13 protein-coding genes are annotated in these 16,739 nt (G+C 37.0%); 12 read left to right on the top strand and 1 reads right to left on the bottom strand.

Going from position 1 to position 16,739, the window contains the following annotated elements; genetic code table 11:
* Positions 1–22 precede the first annotated feature (22 nt).
* The gene (gene lon, locus AB9L17_RS17785; RefSeq protein ID WP_068983791.1) at positions 23–2,347 is read left to right on the top strand and encodes an endopeptidase La; all 2,325 of its coding nucleotides are present in this window, start codon (positions 23–25) and stop codon (positions 2,345–2,347) included.
* A gap of 4 nt (positions 2,348–2,351) precedes the next feature.
* Positions 2,352–2,933, top strand: a complete 582-nt coding sequence (yihA, locus tag AB9L17_RS17780) for a ribosome biogenesis GTP-binding protein YihA/YsxC (protein ID WP_068983790.1) — start codon at positions 2,352–2,354, stop codon at positions 2,931–2,933.
* Positions 2,934–2,959: 26 nt separating this feature from the next.
* Here the strand turns inward: yihA and AB9L17_RS17775 are convergent, their stop codons facing one another.
* Positions 2,960–3,136, bottom strand: coding sequence for a hypothetical protein (locus AB9L17_RS17775; RefSeq protein WP_175401690.1), 177 nt, complete (start codon positions 3,134–3,136; stop codon positions 2,960–2,962).
* Positions 3,137–3,296: 160 nt separating this feature from the next.
* Here AB9L17_RS17775 and AB9L17_RS17770 point away from each other — a divergent pair, with 160 nt between their 5' ends.
* The 10 genes from AB9L17_RS17770 to hemL all read left to right on the top strand — a co-directional run bounded on the left by AB9L17_RS17770 (position 3,297) and on the right by hemL (position 16,620).
* Entirely contained in the window at positions 3,297–3,470 is a 174-nt protein-coding gene (locus tag AB9L17_RS17770) for a YjfB family protein (protein WP_083226928.1), read from the top strand.
* Between the two features lie 163 nt (positions 3,471–3,633).
* Positions 3,634–5,307, top strand: coding sequence for a hypothetical protein (locus AB9L17_RS17765; protein ID WP_223553538.1), 1,674 nt, complete (start codon positions 3,634–3,636; stop codon positions 5,305–5,307).
* A gap of 170 nt (positions 5,308–5,477) precedes the next feature.
* Positions 5,478–6,929 carry an S-layer homology domain-containing protein gene (locus AB9L17_RS17760; protein ID WP_068983788.1) on the top strand — a complete coding sequence of 484 codons (1,452 nt, stop codon included), beginning with the start codon at positions 5,478–5,480 and terminating at the stop codon, positions 6,927–6,929.
* 17 nt (positions 6,930–6,946) lie between these two features.
* Positions 6,947–9,853 carry a vWA domain-containing protein gene (locus AB9L17_RS17755; protein WP_068983787.1) on the top strand — a complete coding sequence of 969 codons (2,907 nt, stop codon included), beginning with the start codon at positions 6,947–6,949 and terminating at the stop codon, positions 9,851–9,853.
* Between the two features lie 408 nt (positions 9,854–10,261).
* On the top strand, positions 10,262–11,626 hold the full coding sequence (gene hemA, locus AB9L17_RS17750; RefSeq protein ID WP_068983786.1) for a glutamyl-tRNA reductase: 1,365 nt from the start codon (positions 10,262–10,264) through the stop codon (positions 11,624–11,626).
* Between the two features lie 194 nt (positions 11,627–11,820).
* Complete coding sequence (locus AB9L17_RS17745; RefSeq protein ID WP_068983785.1) at positions 11,821–12,648, top strand: cytochrome C assembly family protein; 828 nt, start codon at positions 11,821–11,823, stop codon at positions 12,646–12,648.
* Positions 12,649–12,666: 18 nt separating this feature from the next.
* Complete coding sequence (gene hemC, locus AB9L17_RS17740) at positions 12,667–13,599, top strand: hydroxymethylbilane synthase (RefSeq protein ID WP_068983784.1); 933 nt, start codon at positions 12,667–12,669, stop codon at positions 13,597–13,599.
* A complete protein-coding gene (locus AB9L17_RS17735; RefSeq protein WP_068983783.1) occupies positions 13,589–14,350 on the top strand; it encodes a uroporphyrinogen-III synthase in 762 nt (253 codons plus the stop codon). Before hemC ends, AB9L17_RS17735 begins: the two co-directional genes overlap by 11 nt.
* The gene (gene hemB / locus AB9L17_RS17730) at positions 14,347–15,327 is read left to right on the top strand and encodes a porphobilinogen synthase (RefSeq protein WP_068983782.1); all 981 of its coding nucleotides are present in this window, start codon (positions 14,347–14,349) and stop codon (positions 15,325–15,327) included. The genes AB9L17_RS17735 and hemB overlap by 4 nt, the downstream gene beginning before the upstream one ends.
* Positions 15,328–16,620: a glutamate-1-semialdehyde 2,1-aminomutase gene (gene hemL / locus AB9L17_RS17725; RefSeq protein ID WP_068983781.1), complete on the top strand. Its 1,293-nt coding sequence runs from the start codon at positions 15,328–15,330 to the stop codon at positions 16,618–16,620.
* Positions 16,621–16,739: the final 119 nt, after the last annotated feature.

The following is a 16,739-nucleotide window of genomic DNA, read 5'->3' as shown; positions in this document are numbered from 1 at the left end:
TTTGACGGAGGTGAATACCCGCATGGTGACAATACAAAAAACAACAAATGTACCATTATTGCCTTTACGTGGACTTTTAGTATACCCGTCGATGGTGTTACATATTGATGTGGGTAGAAATCGTTCTGTAGCAGCGCTAGAACAGGCAATGTTAGAGGACCAATTGATATTATTGGTAACACAAAAAGAAATGCATGATGAACAGCCTGATGAACAAGATTTATATACAATTGGCACGATTGCATATGTTAAGCAGATGCTAAAATTACCAAATGGAACACTGCGTATTTTAGTGGAAGGTGTAGCCCGTGCTTCGTGGAGTAACTATCAAGCGTTGGAAAAATATACGGTTGTAGACATCGATGTTAAGGAAGAACCAATCGATAAGGATGTTGAAACACAGGCTTTAATGCGCACGTTGTTAACGTATTTCGAAAAATACGCGAAAGCCTCTAATAAGATTACATCTGAAACCATTAATACTGTGGTAGACATTGAAGAGCCAGGTCGTTTAGCAGACATCATTGCATCACATTTGCCAATTAAGATTGCTGATAAACAAGAAGTATTGGAGATGCTCAGTGTCAAAAAACGTCTAGATCATTTAATTATTCGTTTGCACGACGAGCAAGAAGTGCTTGATCTTGAGAAGAAAATTAGTACAAAAGTTAAGCAATCTATGGAACGTACGCAAAAAGAATATTATTTACGTGAACAAATGAAAGCTATTCAAACAGAGCTAGGGGATCGTGAAGGAAAAACTGGCGAAGTAGCTGAATTACGTAAGCGTATTGACGAAACAGGAATGCCTGAATCAACGAAAGAAGCAGTGCTTAAAGAGTTAGATCGCTATGAAAAGTTACCAGGAGCTAGTGCGGAAAGTGGCGTAATCCGAAACTACATTGATTGGATTGTAGCGCTACCATGGACAAATGCGACTGAAGACCGTATGAATATCGAACATGCAGAAAACATTTTAAATCGTGATCATGATGGTTTAGAAAAAGTAAAAGAACGTGTATTGGAATATTTGGCTGTACGACAGTTGAAAAACTCGTTACGTGGACCAATATTATGTTTAGCTGGCCCTCCAGGTGTCGGTAAAACGTCGTTAGCTCGATCTATTGCGGAAAGCTTGGATCGTAAATTTATCCGTATTTCATTAGGTGGGGTACGTGATGAATCAGAAATTCGTGGTCATCGTCGTACGTATGTTGGGGCAATGCCAGGTCGTATTATCCAAGGTATGAAAAAGGCAGGGACGATTAATCCCGTGTTCTTACTAGACGAAATTGATAAAATGTCTAATGATTTCAGGGGAGATCCTGCAGCAGCAATGCTTGAAGTTTTAGATCCAGCCCAAAATAATACATTTAGCGATCATTACATCGAAGAACCTTACGATTTATCAAATGTATTATTTATTGCAACTGCCAATGATTTAAGTACAATTCCTGGACCGTTACTAGATCGTATGGAAGTAATTTCAATTGCTGGTTATACAGAAATTGAAAAGGTGCAAATAACAATAAACCATTTAATACCAAAACAATTAAAAGAGCATGGCTTGAAAAAAACACAAGTTATTATTAAAGATGAAGCGGTAATAGATATTATTCGTTATTATTCACGTGAAGCAGGAGTCCGAGGACTAGAGCGTCAAATCGCAACACTATGTCGTAAAATTGCTAAGATTATCGTTTCAGGTGAGAAGAAACGAGTAACAGTTAGCTCAAAGTCACTAGAAGAATTACTAGGCAAACATCGCTTCCGTTATGGACAAGCAGAGAAGGAAAATCAAGTCGGTGTAGCTACGGGGCTTGCTTATACAACTGTGGGTGGTGATACATTGCAAATTGAGGTATCATTAACACCTGGTAAAGGGAAATTGCAGCTGACTGGGAAGCTAGGCGATGTCATGAAGGAATCTGCTCAAACGGCTTTATCGTATGTCCGTACAAAGATGGAAGAGCTAAAAGTGGATGCAGAATATTTTGAAACACATGATATTCATATTCACGTTCCTGAAGGAGCTGTGCCAAAAGATGGACCTTCAGCAGGTATTACAATGGCAACCGCAATTGTTTCCGCAATGTTACATCGACCAATACGCCGTGAGGTTGGCATGACGGGTGAAATTACATTACGCGGACGTGTGTTGCCAATTGGTGGCTTAAAGGAAAAAACACTCAGTGCACATCGAGCGGGCTTAACAACAATTATTTGTCCAAAAGATAATGAGCGAGATATTGAAGATATTCCTGAGAGTGTACGCGAACAACTAACATTTAAACTAGTGTCATCGGCTGATGAAGTATTGGCCTATGCACTGGACGGAGGTTTTTAAGAACATGAAAGTCCATAATGTCGAAATGGTCATAAGTGCTGTAAGACCAGACCAATATCCAGAAGATGGACTGCCAGAATTTGCACTAGCCGGTCGTTCAAATGTAGGGAAATCTTCCTTCATTAACCGAATGATCGGTCGTAAAGCTTTAGCACGTATTTCTTCTAAACCCGGAAAAACACAAACGCTTAATTTTTACAAAATCGAAGAACAGTTGTTTTTCGTAGATGTTCCGGGCTATGGTTATGCAAAGGTTTCAAAGACTGAGCGTGAAGCATGGGGAAAAATGATCGAGCGCTATTTTACAGGGCGCAATGAATTAAAGGCAGTCGTACAAATTGTTGATTTACGTCATCCCCCTACAGCTGATGATCGTTTGATGTATGATTTTTTAAAGCATTACAATATTCCTTGTATTATCATTGCAACAAAGGCAGATAAAATTCCAAAAGGTAAATGGGATAAGCATAAAAAAATCGTGAAAGAAACGCTAGATATGGAGAAAAATGATCCAATTATTGTCTTTTCTTCAGAAAAAGGAATTGGCTTTGAAGAAGCTTGGCGTACTATCGAAAATAAAATGTAATGCTATCCTTCGGAGGATATTTATCTTCATGCAGTAGGTGTTTGGACATCCATTGAAAAAGGAACTATTCCACATTTCAACTTACCACCTTTAGAGGTAGGAGTCCTCTGTAACTGAGGCTTTCCTTTTGCTACTAAAACATTTTGTTGCTGTCGCTTCGCTTTCGCACAGAAAAGATCTGCTAAATGAAGATAAAAAAACATCTATTGCGTCTAATATTTAGGACAGTAGATGTTTTTTTTTTTGTTACGAAAGTTGTGGAGGTTCCCAGTAGCGAGAGCAACAGAAAATTATGTAGAAAAAAGGGGAAATCGCTTGATGATTGAAACATTTGGCCGATAAATCAGATAGGAGGTGGACTATATGGATATCGCGGCTTTATCAATTGCAATGAATCAAGCGACTTTAATGCAAAACGTATCGCTAGCTGTAACAAAGCAAGCTATGGACATGCAGCAACAAAATTCTGAACAGTTAGTTGAAATGTTAGATGCTCCACATCCGACATCTGGACATACAATTGACATTCAAGTGTGATGAAGGAAAAGGTAGCTTGAAGTTAGAAGCTACCTCTATCTTTATATCTAATGGTAGCTGTTATAAAGAAAGGACAATATGCTAATTTGTAACTTTTTTAATAGGAAAAACTACCAATAATACGATATACTGTATAAATAGCAACTTTTAAAGGAGGCGGGATTTGTTGAAGAAAATTCCATACATATTACTGATTTTATTTCTAACGGTTCTCGGATTTTCATCAAATCAAACAGCGCATGCTGAGCAAATGGTAACTGGGACTTTTGTTGATGTAACATTTTCGGAATATGCAAATTCTAATGGAGTAATAGAAAAAAAGCTTAGTAAAATTACTTTGCAAAATGATAGCGGTCGTACAGTTACATACAATATAAATGATAATGCCCGTCTGTATATTAATAATACAGTAACAACAATTGAAGGATTTAAGATGGGTATGAAAGTAGAAGCGGATATTTCCCTTCGAAGTGTTGTTGAGCTACGAGGTACTTCCAATACCACAGCAGAAAAAGAAAAAGAAACAGAATCTACACCAGTTGGACAAAATACTAAAAAACTTGCTGGAGTAGTGACAAGTATCGATCCAAATGGGTTATTCATTACGCTGAAGCCAGATATTGGGGAGGAAACAACCTACTATATCAATAAAGATACAACTTATCAAAAGAACTCTTCAGCTGTCGATATTAGTGCACTGTACGTAGGGGATCGAGTAAAACTTAATCTTAAAAACCCAAATACATCCATTGTCACAAAAATAGAAATTAGTGAGACAGGTACATTAGTTGAAAACCTATATAAAGGTGAAATACAAGCAGTTAATGCCAATACAAATAAGTTAACTGTAAAAAATCAACATGCATTTGTAAATTGGCAATTTGGCTCAAGCACAACAACAGCTTTATCAACGATGGATTTTTCATCAAAGGTACCGATTTATGTTGGAAATACAAAGATTGAAAAAGGCCAACTAAAAAATTATATTGGCAGTGAAGCATACTATGCGACCGTTAAACAATTCGGCAAAGAAGTCATTGAGAAGATTGTTGTTTTGAAAAATAACGAGCGTACTTATTATGAGCCTATGCTTTCTGTAGATACAGAATATAAATTATTAAAACTTAAATCGGCAGGTACATTGTACTTCCACGATGGAACGATATTAATTCGAAATGGTCGTTTAATCGAACCTACTGGATTGATGGCTTATGGTACGGCTTTTGTTATTTCAGACGGCGCTGCGCGCGATCATTATGCACAAGTTGTTCAAGTAACAAGTGACAGCTTTATGTCACCAAACTTATCAGGTCATGAATTATATTATGGACGTTTATCACAAGCGGACGGCTATTTAATTGAAATCGATGACGCAATGAAGATCGAGTCAAATGTTTTCAAGAAAACAGATCGTACTGTACTGTCAGTTAGTAATTCAACGAAGGCAATGGTCGATGATGGCAACAAAACATATAGTGTAGTCCCTGATATTGAGCTTCATTTATCTGAAGGTGAATATGGTTACTTCTATGTGAAAGATGGACATGTACAGGCCCTTCATATTCTTAATAAAGCTAAGCCTGTTGCACCATTGATGTTAACTGGTAAACTACAGTCAGTAAAATCGACATATCCAGCTACGATTAATGTGAAGAGCGTTAGTCAATGGCAAAATGGTCGATGGTATGAAGCAGGGGAAATGGTAGATATGAATATTAACCAAGCTACGCTTATTAAAGCTGGTAAAGTTATTCAACCATCGGATTTAAAACCAGCTGATCGTTTAGTAGTATTATCAGATCGTTTTGGCAAAGCTCATTTTGTATTAGTTGATTAATAAATAGAATCTGCAAATCTTCTGCAAATAGTATTCTTTATTTTAGTTATGTGAAACGTAAAAGCATACTTGCAGAAGACGAGCAGATTTTAAGTTTGAGTTGAATAACATATTTGACAACTTCGTATATGAAGTATGCATTTGAATGAAAGAGAGGGACACAAAAACGAATGCGAAAACATTTATCTAAATTCATGTTAGTTGTTCTTGCTTTTGTAGTTATTGGAATGACGATCCCAGTAAATGCATCAGCTGCTACATTAGAAACAACAGGTGCAGTAAAAAATGAGTATACATATGAGGAAGCTGTTTTTATTACAGGAACACCTATTATATTTAAAGGCACTAGTAAAGACATTAAAATTTCACAAAAAGAATCTAAAGGTAAGGTAACTGAAACACATAGTTTAAAGCTTACAGCGAGTAATGGTGCTACACTGACACGAAATATTGCATATGAATCTGATGTTGTAGATCATGCTTCGATTGGTCAAAAAACATCGAATGGTGTAGTGAAAAAGTATACAGAGAAAATTGTTGTTGGGAAAATAACATACACATTGGTAGATTACCAATTTTCTCAAGGTACAGTAACGGACAATCGTGCAGCCTCTGATTATTACTCAGGGAATGTGATTTCGAGAAAAACATATGCTTATCAAACTGGGACTGGGAAAAATGCAGTCAAAAATACTGTAACGATTGATACGGATAGTCGACATGCGGGCTATGAAAACTTCTGGGGAGCAACAGAAACGCAAATTACAGAATCTGTATATAATTATAGTGATGGTAAGACAAGTCATGTTAAAAATCGATTATCTACAAGTAAATCACGTGTACTAAACTACGAGGAAAATCTAGGGAGTTTAGGTAGCTTTGATGGAGGCTATGCAGTTGTTAGTAACAAGGATATAATTTCTGAATATACGTATGATTTAGCCTCTGGACAAAAAGGTACAGTTAACTTAGACAAAGAATATATGCCAACAATTGAACGTTTAATTATTCCTAAGTTCCGTGATTTAACAAATCATTACGCTAAGGGAGCTATTGAAAAATTATACTCATTAGGTATTTATTCTGATGCAAGTAACTTCTTCTCGCCAAATACACCAATGAAGCGAATTGATTTTACAACAGCCATTGGTAAGGCAGTTGACTTGCGTGTTATGGAAGAAAAAAAATCGAAAAAAACAACGGCTACAAGTATCTTTAAAGATGTGAAACCTTCTTTAAAAGATTATGCCTATATTGAATCTGCGGTTAAAAAGGGAATTATTAAAGGTGTGACGCCAGAGTATTTTAAACCAGATAATCCAATTACACGTGCCCAAGCCGCTACGATTTTTGTGCGTGCATTAGGACTTGAAAACAAAGCGCCAGACCCAGGTTATGTAACAAAATTTAAGGATGATGCACAAATTCCACCGTACGCTAAAGACGGTATTTACATTGCAAATGAATTAGGGTTAATGACTGGTGACTCTGTAACAGGTCGTTTTAATCCAAACCAAGAGTTAACGCGAGCGCAAGCATCTGTAGCATTAGAACGTTTCTTAAAATATTTAGAAAACGACTTAAAACAAAACTATCGCGACGACATCTTGTTCTTTAATTAAAGAAAGGACTGAAACAAATGACATATGCTAAAAAAGCATTTCTATCATTGCTTTGTTTCGTACTAGTTTTTGTGACAGCAACTCCAGCGGTTACTCAGGCAGCTACGACAATAAATGATGTACCAACAAATAATAGCAATTACAAAGCTATTTCATGGGCAGTCGATAATGATTTACTTTCATTGAATAGCGCTAATAACTTTTTACCTAATGAACAGATTACTGAGCGAGAGCTTGTCGTAATGTTTGCAAAGCTTGATCGAAACTATGCATTAACATATAACGACAGTGTAGCTTATAATTTTTATAGTGATTTTTATTTACCTTTTAATGGTACCTATACTACAGCCAATCGTTCAAAAGCTGTTACACGCGGACAGTTTGCACGTATATATGCTGCCTTTAAAGGCTTAGATTTAGATGAGCCTCAGGCAGTTCAATATTTATACACAAACGATATTTCAATAGGAAGCACTGGTAAAAAGACATTTGCCGATTTTAATCCTTCTACAAAGCTAACTCGTGGAGATATTGCTGAGTTTTTATATCGTGCTGTGCAAAGCGGCAACTTTGCTGTACAAGGATTAAAACGTACTGCAGCGGGCCGTGATAACGATAAAATCACTTTACCACCAGGCTTCATGGGCTCAAACAACGCAGACTTTGAAGAGCCGAAGGACAATTCTAATGATTTTACTGGACCAAAGTATGTCAATAATGCACTACAAAGTATCGATATTGAAAAACCAAATTTAATCGCAAATGACCAAGATTCAACGCTAATTACTGTATCTTTAAAGACTTGTAAAGGAGATCCAATTCCTGACGATAAGTCTTACACATTCCGTGTAACTTCATCATATGGTGCAAAAATCGTTGACACATCAGGTGAAGCTGTTCGTAATGTACAATCAGACGGCTCAACTGTATCTGCAATTGTTATTGCGCCAAAACTAACAAAATCTGTACGTGATACAATTTCGTTTGAGCTTATTAACAACACAGACCCTGCTATGAAATGTCTTGAGGGTGAAAAACTAAATGCACAAGTACATTATTCGCCTCAGCCAGAAATGCGCATTGATTATCAAGTGTATGATCCGGCAAATACTGATGATAATGGAAGTGTAACGCCTCCATATGTACCGTTTGAAAAATTACCAGAGTTCTTTACAGAAAATATAATTAATGTCCATTGGATTAATCCAGAAGAAAAGCTATTTAGTATTGGACAACAAACAAATGTAACGAATGCTTTAGGAAAAGTTGAAAATGTTTATTTACAATATGGTGGTAGTGATAAAAAATATCCTGCATTAGGTTATAAAAATGCCATTTTACAATTTGAAAACTACAATATTTCAGTCTGGCTATTTGAAACGATTATTCAAAAACGCTTAAAAGATTCTGTTAATGATAAAAAGACGATAGAAATTATGTATATGATTTCAGAGGATGGGCGTCCAATTTATCGTATTCAAGGAATTGATGATGCGATTGCCTCGCAGGTTGAGAACATTAACCCAGTTGGTTCTATTATTCAACTTATGAGCTATATGCCAGAGGAAAAACAACTGACGCTAGAGCATTATGATAGTGTGATGAAAATCTATGCTATTTTAACAGGTTTGAGTAATTATGATCGAACAGTATTATTAAAATACCAAGGTGGGAAATTGCTCGGTCAAGTAGAAGCCTATAAAAAACGAGTGGAAGCATTAAAGGAAAGTGCGGACGCGGCATCAAGACCATCTGGTAAAGATCGTTATACAAAAGTAATGGTTACATTAGTGAGACCAGGTGGAGAACCTATTACTGACTATCAAGGAACAGTAAAAATTAAATTTAACGGTGTTGAGAAAACAGCTTCATTTGTTACAAATACTTCGGATTATCTAGATAAAACAGGGGGACCAGGAACAGCTGTAGCTTACTTCGATTCAGTTATTTATGGGAAATCTAAAGTTGAAGCAACATTAGTAAATAAAATTGATCCTCGTTATGCAACAATATTGAAAGATTTAAAAGATAAAACATTTACTAAGGAAATCTTCACTAATCCTTACTTCAGTAAAAATTCTTCTTCTTTAGCAACGGAGGTCGCATACGTAGTTGATTACTCTGCGTCTATGAAAGCTATGGATCAGTCAAATTATCGTGGTAAGAAAATGATTGACGTCATCGATCAACTCAAAGCTAAAAACAATATTGTTATTGAAACAAATACAAAAGCTACTGTACTTGGAGAAGGTAGTACAGAAAATGTGTTGAAAAAAGATCTGTATAAAGCATCAAAAGAGAAGGGTGCTACAGATATTTTTGCAGGTGTAGAACTAGCACTGTCTAAATTCTCAAATGATACGAAAACTTCGAAAGCGATCATTGTCGTATCAGATGGTAAGACAAGTAAATCGAAGATGACAAAAGTGCTGAACGATGCCAAGAAGCAAGGCGTTAAAGTTTATACAGTGAGTATGGGCAAAAAATCACAAGTGAATGATGTGATTTTAACGCAGTTGGCTGCTGAAACTGGTGGCGCTTATTATCACGCGATTGATAATTTACAATTACATCAAGTATTCCAAAAAATTATTGATTCAATTTTATATAAAACATCGTCTTCAAGTTGCGTAAATCCTGAAGATTTATTTGAAGAAACGACTGTCACATTACGCAAAGGCAATATTACAATGAATGCTAGAATTAATGGTAATTGTGCAAATGTTGAAAAGGTAAATGTACGTTTCTCTTCTCTAAGTGGTGATGTACAATTTGAATTGACGAAGCGTAGTGATAATGTCTACATGCTAACAAAACCAGTTCAAACGATGCAGGACTTCAAAGTGAATGATGAAATAGAGTTTATAGCATATGATAAAGATGGTAAAATTATTGCTTTAAAAACTGCGACAATCACAAATTAATAGATAAAAGTTATTTTTAAGCTGAACTAATTCTAACAATTAGTTCAGCTTTTTTTGCTCATCACCATAACGTGGGGTTGTGATAGGCGCTTTGTTGCTGCCGCTCCGCTTTCGCACAGATAAAACATTTGTTGCTGCCGCTCCGCTTTCGCACAGAGCAAATCATTACCTTCCGATTAATAAGGAAATATAAAAATGGTTAATTAATACACCTGGATTCTTTATAAAGATTTAGGATCAAACATTAAATTTGAAACAGGACGTATAATTTGGTACACTTAATTTATAATAATTCTAATGTAGATGACGAATTACAGTTCTTCATGACATGTTCACAAATAATAGATGAACTCTTGTCGAACTGTGCTATAATGAGATTTATGAATTAGAACGTGAGAGGTGTTATTCATGCATGCCATCGTAGTAGGCTTGAATTATAAAACAGCGCCAGTTGAAATTCGTGAAAAGTTATCATTCATTGAGAGTGAACTACCACAGGCAATGGAAGCGCTACAAAAACAGAAAAGTATATTAGAAAATGTGATTGTTTCGACATGTAACCGTACAGAAATTTATGCAGTAGTTGATCAATTGCATACTGGACGTCATTTTGTTAAACAATTTTTAGCAGGTTGGTTCGACTTGCCGGTGGAGTCATTTTCTTCGTATTTAACAATTCGTGAAGAAGATGAGGCAATCGAGCATCTATTTAAAGTGACAGCTGGAATTGATTCGATGGTACTTGGCGAAACTCAAATTTTAGGACAAGTAAAGAAAAGCTTCTTAAGTGGACAAGAGATTGGAACAACGGGAACGATATACAATCAGCTATTTAAACAAGCGGTGACATTTGCGAAGCGTGCACATAATGAAACGGCTATCGGTGAGAACGCGGTATCAGTCTCTTATGCAGCAGTTGAATTAGCAAAGAAAATATTCGGATCTTTAAAACGTAAACATGTGGCAATTTTAGGTGCAGGAAAAATGGGGGAACTTGCAATTGAGAACCTTTACGGTAGCGGTGTAGGGAAAGTAACCGTTATTAACCGTACGTTCGAAAAAGCAGAAAGTTTAGCAGCTAAATTCCACGGCGAAGCAAAATCCATGAAGGAACTACAATGTTCGTTACTGGAAGCAGATATTTTAATTACGTCTACAGGTGCAACAGATTATGTTATTGATTATGAATTGATGCAATTTGTTGAACGTTTGCGTAAAGGTAAACCATTATTTATGGTAGATATTGCAGTTCCACGTGATATTGATCCACATGTTGGGGATTTACCAAATGTTTTCTTATATGATATAGATGATTTACAAGGCATCGTTGAAGCAAACTTAGCTGAGCGTGAACACGCTGCGGCTGATATTACTTCAATGATTAGTAAAGAGGTTATAGAGTTTAAAGATTGGGTTGCCACTCTTGGCGTTGTCCCAGTCATCTCAGCATTACGTAAAAAAGCGAGTCATATTCAAGAAGAGACAATGATTAGTATTGAAAATAAAATGCCAGATTTAACGGATCGAGAACGTAAAATTTTGAGTAAGCATACAAAGTCCATTATTAATCAATTGTTAAAAGAACCGATTCTACAAGCTAAGGAAATGGCAAATTCATCAAAAGCAAATGAACAGTTACGTTTATTCCAACAAATTTTCGGTATTGAGGACGCTGTGGAAGCTGAAATTGCTACAATGACAAAGCAAGAGCTTGAACGCAAAGAACGCTTACAGTCATCACAATCTTCCACTGAACCAAAGTACTCTTTCTAAAGATGTCTAAATGTTCGCGGTGCAACTTTAGAAGTAAAAGTTGATCCTTTGAGCTTTTCCCGCGAACGAGATTTTCTACTGATATTAAATGAGGCGTTTTCGTATCTGTATGGTAAACTAAGGATACGAAAACGTTTTTTTTTTAGGCTAAAGTACACCACTTTAGCACTTTCAATATAAAGAAGGGATGTCTATTGGCTGATTTGACAATGACAAGGCTCTACGAAGTGATAATCGTCTTGTACGCGATCAGTCTAGTATTTTACTTTACTGATTACTTTTATAAGCAAGTACGTGCAAGGCGAATTGCTTTTTGGCTTGTTTCATTCGTATGGGTAATTCAAGGTGCCGTTATTATATTAACTTTTGTGGAAACGAAGCGTTTTCCGATTTTATCCTTGTCTGAAGGGATTCTCTTTTATTCCTGGCTGCTCGTAACACTATCTATTATTCTGCACTGTATTGCACGAGTTGATCTTCCGGTGTTCATTATTAATATACTAGGGTTTTTGTTCGCTAGTATTTTTACTTTTATGCCGAAACGACCAACGGGAGCAGTTAGCGATACTTTAATTTCGGAAATGCTTTTTATTCATATATCGTTTGCGATGTTATCGTATGCAGCATTTACATTAACTTTTGTTTTTGCGATATTGTATTTAGTCGTATATCGTTTGCTTAAAAAGAAAAAGTGGTCACATTTATGGACAAGGCTACCATCACTACAACAGACAAGCAGCTGGATGAATGTGTCATTTTTCATTGGGATCCCAGTGCTGTTTATAAGTTTAGTTTTAGGGTTTGAATGGGCATTACTAACGCTAGATACTCTTTCGGTTTTTGATGCGAAGATTATTGGGTCCTTTATTATTTTAATTTTGTATTGCTTTATATTGTATGTGAATCGTAAAAGTAAGCTGACAGGGACAACTTATGCGTGGGTACATATATACGCTTATCTTTTAGTTGTTGTTAACTTCTTTTTAGGAAGTAGTTTATCGCGATTCCATTTATGGTATTAGAAGAGAGGTTGGAGACTGTTGAGAAAAATTATTGTAGGTTCTAGAAGAAGTAAGCTAGCTTTAACGCAAACAAATTGGTTTATTAATGAGTTAAAAGCAGCTGGTGCACCATTTGAGTTTGAAGTGAAAGAAATTGTCACGAAAGGCGACCAAATTTTAGACGTGCAGCTATCTAAGGTAGGAGGTAAAGGACTTTTCGTAAAAGAAATTGAACAAGCACTTTATGACAAAGAAATTGACTTTGCTGTTCATTCTATGAAAGACATGCCTGCTATACTGCCAGAAGGATTAGTAATTGGCTGTATTCCACCCCGTGAAGATGCGCGTGATGCATTTATTTCAAAAGGGCATGTGAAATTTGCTGATCTTCCAGCAGGAGCTGTAGTTGGGACAAGTTCTCTTCGTCGCAGTGCTCAACTTTTAACAGTCCGCCCAGATATAGAAATTAAATGGATTCGTGGAAATGTAGATACACGCTTAGCTAAACTTGAAACTGATGAATACGATGCCATTATTTTAGCGGCGGCTGGACTAAAACGCCTTGGTTGGAGCGATGAAGTAGTTACTGAGTTTTTACCTGTAGAGGATTGTCTACCAGCAGTAGCACAGGGCTCTCTAGGTATTGAATGCCGTGGAGACGATACGGAGCTATTAGTGGAATTAGGCAAGTTAACAGATAGTATTACATGGCAAGAAGCACATGCAGAACGTGCTTTCCTAGCGGCTATGGATGGTGGCTGTCAAGTACCTATTGCAGGATATGCGAAGTCTAATGGGGAAGAAATTACATTAACTGGTCTTGTTGCTGCACCAGATGCCTCAGTTGTTTACAAGGAAACAGTAGTTGGCACTGATGCGGCAACAGTTGGGAAAGAGCTTGCTGAGATTTTAACGAAGCAAGGTGCTTTTGAATTAATTCAACGAGTAAAGGCAGAGCAAGATGCAAAGTAATTTGCCTTTAGAAGGTAAAACAATTATTTTGACAGGTACATCTAAGACGACAACCATTATAGATGACATTACAGCTTTAGGTGGACAAGCAGTAATTGCCCCGTTGATTGAAACTTGCGAGCTGATCGATAGAAATGATGATGAGCGTTTAGAGGTTGCGCGTCAATTTGATTGGCTCATTTTTACGAGTCAAAACGCTGTAGATGCATTTGCTAGTAAAATGCAACGCTTTAATTTGAGTACTGAGAATTTTCAAGTGAAGATTGCTTCTATTGGTTCTAAAACTACTTCAGCATTAGAAAACCTAGGCTTCCATGTGAGTTTTATGCCTTCTATATTTAGTGCAGATGTATTTGTCCAAGAATTTCCTAGCGTAGTAGGTAGCAATTCTACTTGTCTATTTATTCGTGGAGAAAAAGCGAAACAGACATTGAAGGAAGGGCTGCCCTTTAAATTGGAGGAATGGACAGTTTATGAAACGATTGAGCGACACGATCAAAAACTAGTAATTATGGATTGTATCCATAAGAATAGTGACGTCACCGTGATTTTTGCTAGCCCTTCCGCTGTTGATGTCTACGCAAAGGATGTAGCTTCGGTAATTGGTTGGGAGACAGCACGCCTAGCAGCAATCGGTCATATTACAGAAGCAGCTATTTTACATTACGGTGCTACTGTGGATGTTATGCCGAACGTATATACAATGCAAGCAGTCATCGAGGAAATAATGAAAGTAGGAGAAAGAAAATGACAAAATTACAATTTCAAAGACATCGTCGTTTGCGTGCAAATGCTGCAATACGATCTATGGTAAAAGAAACATACTTACACAAAGAAGACTTAATTTATCCAATTTTCGTTATTGAAGGCGAAAATATTAAAAACGAAGTATCTTCTATGCCGGGAGTTTTTCAATTTTCATTAGATAAACTTGAAGCTGAGATTGATGAAGTTGTTGCTTTGGGTATTCCTGCGGTTATTTTATTTGGCTTACCTGCAGAAAAAGATGCAGTCGGAACTGGTGCATTCCATGATCATGGTATTGTTCAAGAAGCAACACGACTTATTAAAGCTCGTTACCCAGAGCTTTTAGTTATTGCAGATACATGTTTATGTGAATTTACAGACCATGGTCATTGTGGCTTAATTGAAGGCGATCAAATTCTAAATGATTCTTCATTAGATGTTTTAGCACGTACAGCAGTATCACAAGCAAAAGCTGGTGCGGATATCATCGCTCCTTCCAATATGATGGATGGTTTTGTGGCAGCGATTCGTGCAGGTCTAGATGAAGCTGGCTTTGAAAATGTTCCGATTATGTCATATGCCGTAAAATATGCATCTAGCTACTATGGCCCATTCCGAGAAGCAGCTGATGGTGCGCCTCAATTTGGCGATCGTAAATCATACCAAATGGATCCATCGAATCGTATGGAGGCATTCCGTGAAGCAGAGTCGGATATTGCAGAAGGTGCAGATTTCTTAATTGTTAAACCAGCTCTAAGTTATTTAGATATTATTCGTGATGTGAAAAATAACTATACATTACCGATTGTTGCATACAACGTTTCTGGTGAATATGCAATGATTAAAGCAGCTGCAATTAATGGTTGGATTGAAGAGAAAAAAGTAGTGCTTGAAACGTTACTTAGCATGAAACGTGCAGGCTCAGATTTAATCATTACGTATCATGCTAAAGATGTTGTACGTTGGTTGGAGGAGAAATAAATGACGCGTTCTTACGAAAAATCAAAACAAGCTTATGCTGAAGCCATTAACTTAATGCCAGGTGGTGTTAGTAGTCCAGTACGTGCATTCAAATCCGTAAATATGGATCCGATTTTCATGGAGTCTGGTCATGGCGCTATCATTAAAGACATTGATGGCAATGAGTATATTGATTATGTATTATCATGGGGACCTCTTATTTTAGGTCATACGCATCCAGAAGTTGTCAAAGCAATTGCAGAAACGGCGGCGAAAGGCTCTTCGTTTGGAGCACCAAGCTATACAGAAAATCGATTAGCTAAATTAGTATTAGATCGACTTCCTGGTATGGAAATGATTCGCTTCGTGTCTTCAGGGACAGAGGCTACGATGTCTGCTTTACGCGTAGCTCGCGGTGTTACAGGGCGCGATAAAATATTAAAATTTGAGGGCTCTTATCATGGTCACGGAGATTCCTTGCTTATTAAGGCTGGCTCTGGTGTAGCTACATTAGGTTTACCAGACAGCCCTGGTGTCCCAGCAGATATTGCACGTAACACATTAACTGTAGCGTACAATGATTTGGAAGGGGCAAAACTAGTTTTCGAAAAATTTGGTTCAGAGCTTGCAGCAGTAATTGTTGAGCCAGTCGCAGGTAATATGGGCGTAGTGCCTCCACTACCAGGCTTCCTACAAGGCTTACGTGAATTAACAAAGGAACATGGAACATTGTTGATTTTTGATGAAGTGATGACAGGCTTCCGTGTTGACTATGGCTGTGCACAAGGTTATTTTGATGTAACACCAGATATGACAACATTAGGAAAAGTAATTGGCGGTGGACTTCCTGTCGGTGCATTTGCAGGAAAAAAAGAGATTATGGAGCAAGTAGCACCAGCAGGTCCAATTTATCAAGCTGGAACATTATCAGGTAATCCATTAGCAATGACTGCTGGTTATGAAACATTATCTCGCCTAGATAAAAGTACGTATGAATACTTCAAAAAATTAGGTGATCAATTAGAAGCTGGTTTCCGAGAGGCAGCAACGAAATACAATATTCCACACACTGTTAATCGTGCCGGTTCCATGATAGGTTTCTTCTTTACGAATGAAGATGTTATTGATTTTGCTTCAGCAAAAACGTCTGATTTACAATTATTCGCTGAATATTTCCGTCTAATGGCAGAGGAAGGTATTTTCTTACCGCCATCTCAATTTGAAGGATTATTCATTTCTACTGCACATACGGAGGAGCATATCGCAAAAACGGTTGAAGCCTTCCATAAAGTATTTGCACAATTAGCAAGATAAAAAGAGAGCGAAAATACGTTCCTTTTATGAAGTAGTGTAATTCTCAATCCATTAACAAATTAGTAACCACTTCTTATCAATTCTAACATTTGATAGGAGGTGGTTTTTTGTATGCTTAT

The sequence above is a fragment of the Lysinibacillus sp. RS11 genome (assembly GCF_042019215.1).
Taxonomy (GTDB): Bacteria; Bacillota; Bacilli; order Bacillales_A; family Planococcaceae; genus Lysinibacillus; species Lysinibacillus xylanilyticus_A.
Note: the sequence above shows the minus strand (reverse complement) of the source record. Positions and strands in the feature narration are given on the sequence as shown.

Excerpts from the sequence above, each read along its gene's own strand:
- AB9L17_RS17770 (WP_083226928.1), top strand. The coding sequence starts at position 3,297 with ATGGATATCGCGGCTTTATCAATTGCAATGAATCAAGCGACTTTAATG.
- hemL (WP_068983781.1), top strand. The coding sequence starts at position 15,328 with ATGACGCGTTCTTACGAAAAATCAAAACAAGCTTATGCTGAAGCCATT.
- hemA (WP_068983786.1), top strand. The coding sequence starts at position 10,262 with ATGCATGCCATCGTAGTAGGCTTGAATTATAAAACAGCGCCAGTTGAA.
- lon (WP_068983791.1), top strand. The coding sequence starts at position 23 with ATGGTGACAATACAAAAAACAACAAATGTACCATTATTGCCTTTACGT.
- yihA (WP_068983790.1), top strand. The coding sequence starts at position 2,352 with ATGAAAGTCCATAATGTCGAAATGGTCATAAGTGCTGTAAGACCAGAC.
- AB9L17_RS17760 (WP_068983788.1), top strand. The coding sequence starts at position 5,478 with ATGCGAAAACATTTATCTAAATTCATGTTAGTTGTTCTTGCTTTTGTA.
- hemB (WP_068983782.1), top strand. The coding sequence starts at position 14,347 with ATGACAAAATTACAATTTCAAAGACATCGTCGTTTGCGTGCAAATGCT.
- AB9L17_RS17735 (WP_068983783.1), top strand. The coding sequence starts at position 13,589 with ATGCAAAGTAATTTGCCTTTAGAAGGTAAAACAATTATTTTGACAGGT.
- AB9L17_RS17775 (WP_175401690.1), bottom strand. The coding sequence starts at position 3,136 with ATGTTTTTTTATCTTCATTTAGCAGATCTTTTCTGTGCGAAAGCGAAG.
- AB9L17_RS17755 (WP_068983787.1), top strand. The coding sequence starts at position 6,947 with ATGACATATGCTAAAAAAGCATTTCTATCATTGCTTTGTTTCGTACTA.